We start from the raw sequence: 2,767 nt of genomic DNA on the forward strand, positions 1-2,767 counted from the left end.
GGGCAGGGGCGTGCCGGGGACGAGATCACCGCCCTCCCCCACATCCTTGAGCATCCGCCGGTCGGCCGGCACGGCGAGCAGGTCGAGGAGCCTCGCCGCCGCGGAGGGCACGAAGGGCTGGACCAGCAGGCCGACACGGCGCAGCGTCTCCAGCGTCACGTACAGCACCGTGTTCATCCGGGCCGGGTCGCTCTTGCGGAGCTTCCACGGCTCCTCGCCCGCGAAGTAGCGGTTGGCCTCCGCCACCACGGCCCAGATCTCGGCGAGCGCCGTGTGGGGCGCCGGCACGTCCATGGCGGCGCGGGCCTTCTCGGGGAGCGCGCCTGCGGCGTCGAGCAGGGCGCGGTCGGCCTCCGTGAGGGCGCCGGGCTCGGGCACCGCGGCTTCGCAGTTCTTGGCCACCATCGAGAGCGAGCGCTGCGCGAGGTTGCCGAGATCGTTGGCGAGGTCCGCGTTGATGCGGTTGATGATGCCGTCGTGGCTGTAGTTGCCGTCGCCGCCGAAGGGCACCTCGCGCAGCACGAAGTAGCGCACCGGATCGACCCCGTAGGTCTCGGCGAGGTCGAGCGGGTCGACCACGTTGCCGAGCGACTTCGACATCTTCTCGCCCCGCGAGAGCAGGAAGCCGTGGCCGAAGACGCGTTTGGGCAGCGGCAGCCCGGCCGACATCAGGAAGGCCGGCCAGTACACCGCGTGGAAGCGCACGATGTCCTTGCCGATGACGTGCAGGTCCATCGGCCAGTATTTTTTGCGCGGATCGGCCTCGTTCGGGAAGCCTGTGACCGTGAGGTAGTTCGTCAGAGCATCGACCCAGACGTACATGACGTGGCCCGGATGGCCCGGCACCGGCACGCCCCAGTCGAAGGTGGTGCGGCTGATCGAGAGGTCGTTGAGGCCGCCGCGCACGAAGCTCGCCACCTCGTTCATGCGGGTGTCGGGCCCGAGGAAGTCGGGCCGCTCGGCGTAGAGCGTCAGGAGCCGGTCCTGGTAGGCCGAGAGGCGGAAGAGGAAGTTCTCCTCCTCCATCCACTCGACGGGCGTGTCGGTCTTGGCCGAGCGGCGGCTGCCGTCGGCCTGCAGCACCGTCTCGGCCTCGTCGTAGTAGGCCTCGTCGCGGACCGAGTACCAGCCGGCATACTTGGCGAGGTAGATGTCGCCGTTGGCTTCCATGCGGCGCCACAGCTCCTGGGCGGCGGCGTAGTGCTCGGGCTCGGTGGTGCGGATGAAGCGGTCGTAGGCGCAGTCGAGCCGGTCGGCCATGGCGCGGAACGGGGCGGCGGTGCCCTCGACGTACTGGCGCGGGCTGACGCCGGCCCGCGTCGCGGCCTGCTGGATCTTCAGCCCGTGCTCGTCGGTGCCGGTGGAGAACAGCACGTCGTAGCCGTCGAGGCGCTTGAAGCGCGCGATGGCGTCGGTGGCGATCACCTCGTAGGCGTGGCCGATATGCGGCGCGCCGTTCGGGTAGGAGATCGCCGTCGAGATGCTGAAGGTCTTGCTGTCCGTCACGTCAGGTCCGTTCCCGCTGCGGGCGTGCCGGGCCGGTCAGGCGCGGGCCGTGCCCGCGGAGATGGTGCCCGCGAGATCGGTGAACAGCGCGAGGACGACGGGGCGGCGATCGAGATTGTAGATCGCGGCCTCCCGGGCGGCGCGGGCGAACTTGTCACACACCTCGACCAGGGCCGCAAGGCGGCTCGGGGACTCGTGGCGGCGGGCGTCGAGCTCGGCCGAGACGAAGCGCGAGACGGTCTCGCAGGCCGCCTCGAACAGGGGCTCGGCCTCGCGGCCCGCGAGCTTCTCCGCGAGCGCCAGGATGCGGCGCCAGTCCGGATGGTCGAGCCGGGCGAGCAGCGTCTCGGTCTCGGCGACGATGCCGGCCCGGGCCGGATCGAGCATCGCCACCGCGCGGGCGACCGAGCCCTCGGAGAGAGCGGCGGCGCGGGCGAGCGTCTCGGCGTCTGGCGCGCCGAAGGGCGGGGGGAAGCCCGCGACCACCTCCGCCACCTCGGCCTCGGCGAGCGGGCGGAGCGTCAGCATGCGGCAGCGCGAGCGGATCGTCGGCAGGAGCCGGCCCGGCGCGTGCGCGACGATCAGGAACAGGGCGCGGGGCGGCGGCTCCTCCAGCATCTTCAGGAGGGCGTTGGCGCTGTTGGCGTTGAGATCCTCGGCGCTGTCCACGAGGCAGATCCGCCAGCCCTCGGTGCCGGCGGTCGAGCCGAAGAGATCGAGGGCGCGGCGCACCGCATCGACGGGGATCCGGGTCGGCAGGGTCTTGGCGCCGGGCGCCCGGTGGCGGCGGAGCGCCACGAGATTCGGGTGCGAGAGCGCCGCGACCTTGCGGGCGGTCGGGTGCTCGGCCGGCACGTCGGTGAAGCCCGCCGGGTCGGCGAGCAGGCGCCGCGCCACCCGGTAGGCCAGCGTCGCCTTGCCGATGCCGGGCGGGCCGGCGATCAGCCAGGCGTGGTGCAGCCGACCCGCCGCGTGGGCCTGGGCGAAGGCGGCCTCGGCCGCCGCGTGGCCGACGAGGCGGGTGTGCTCGCGCGGGCGGGGCAGGCCCGCGAGATCGCCCGCCTCGGCGTCGTCGGGCGCGCGCTCAGGCGGCATCGAGGCCCTCCCCGCGCAAGGCCGGCAGGCGCGCCGCGACGACCGAGCGGATCGCGGCCTCGACGGCATCGGGCTCCTGGCCCGCATCGATCACGGCGCAGCGCTCCGGCTCGGCCGCGGCGATCGCCCGGAAGGCGTCGCGCAGGCGGCGGTGGAACTCGACGGT

General features: G+C 73.1%; 2 protein-coding genes and 1 pseudogene. All 3 read right to left on the reverse strand.

What is annotated here, in order from left to right:
• Positions 1–1,506, reverse strand: a 1,506-nt coding sequence (gene metG, locus AX737_RS01355; protein ID WP_066918375.1) for a methionine--tRNA ligase, incomplete at its 3' end; no start/stop codon positions are given.
• A 36-nt stretch (positions 1,507–1,542) separates the two neighbouring features.
• Positions 1,543–2,601, reverse strand: a complete 1,059-nt coding sequence (locus AX737_RS01360; RefSeq protein WP_066918377.1) for a DNA polymerase III subunit delta' — start codon at positions 2,599–2,601, stop codon at positions 1,543–1,545.
• Positions 2,591–2,767 (reverse strand): annotated as a pseudogene (locus AX737_RS35265) (thymidylate kinase); the annotation flags it as partial. The gene AX737_RS01360 and the pseudogene AX737_RS35265, both read right to left, overlap by 11 nt.

This window comes from Methylobacterium sp. CCH5-D2, from assembly GCF_001556475.1.
GTDB lineage: Bacteria > Pseudomonadota > Alphaproteobacteria > Rhizobiales > Beijerinckiaceae > Methylobacterium > Methylobacterium hispanicum.

What these genes read in the sequence shown, in the direction of transcription:
- AX737_RS01360 (WP_066918377.1), bottom strand. Translation starts at nt 2,601, where the DNA reads ATGCCGCCTGAGCGCGCGCCCGACGACGCCGAGGCGGGCGATCTCGCG.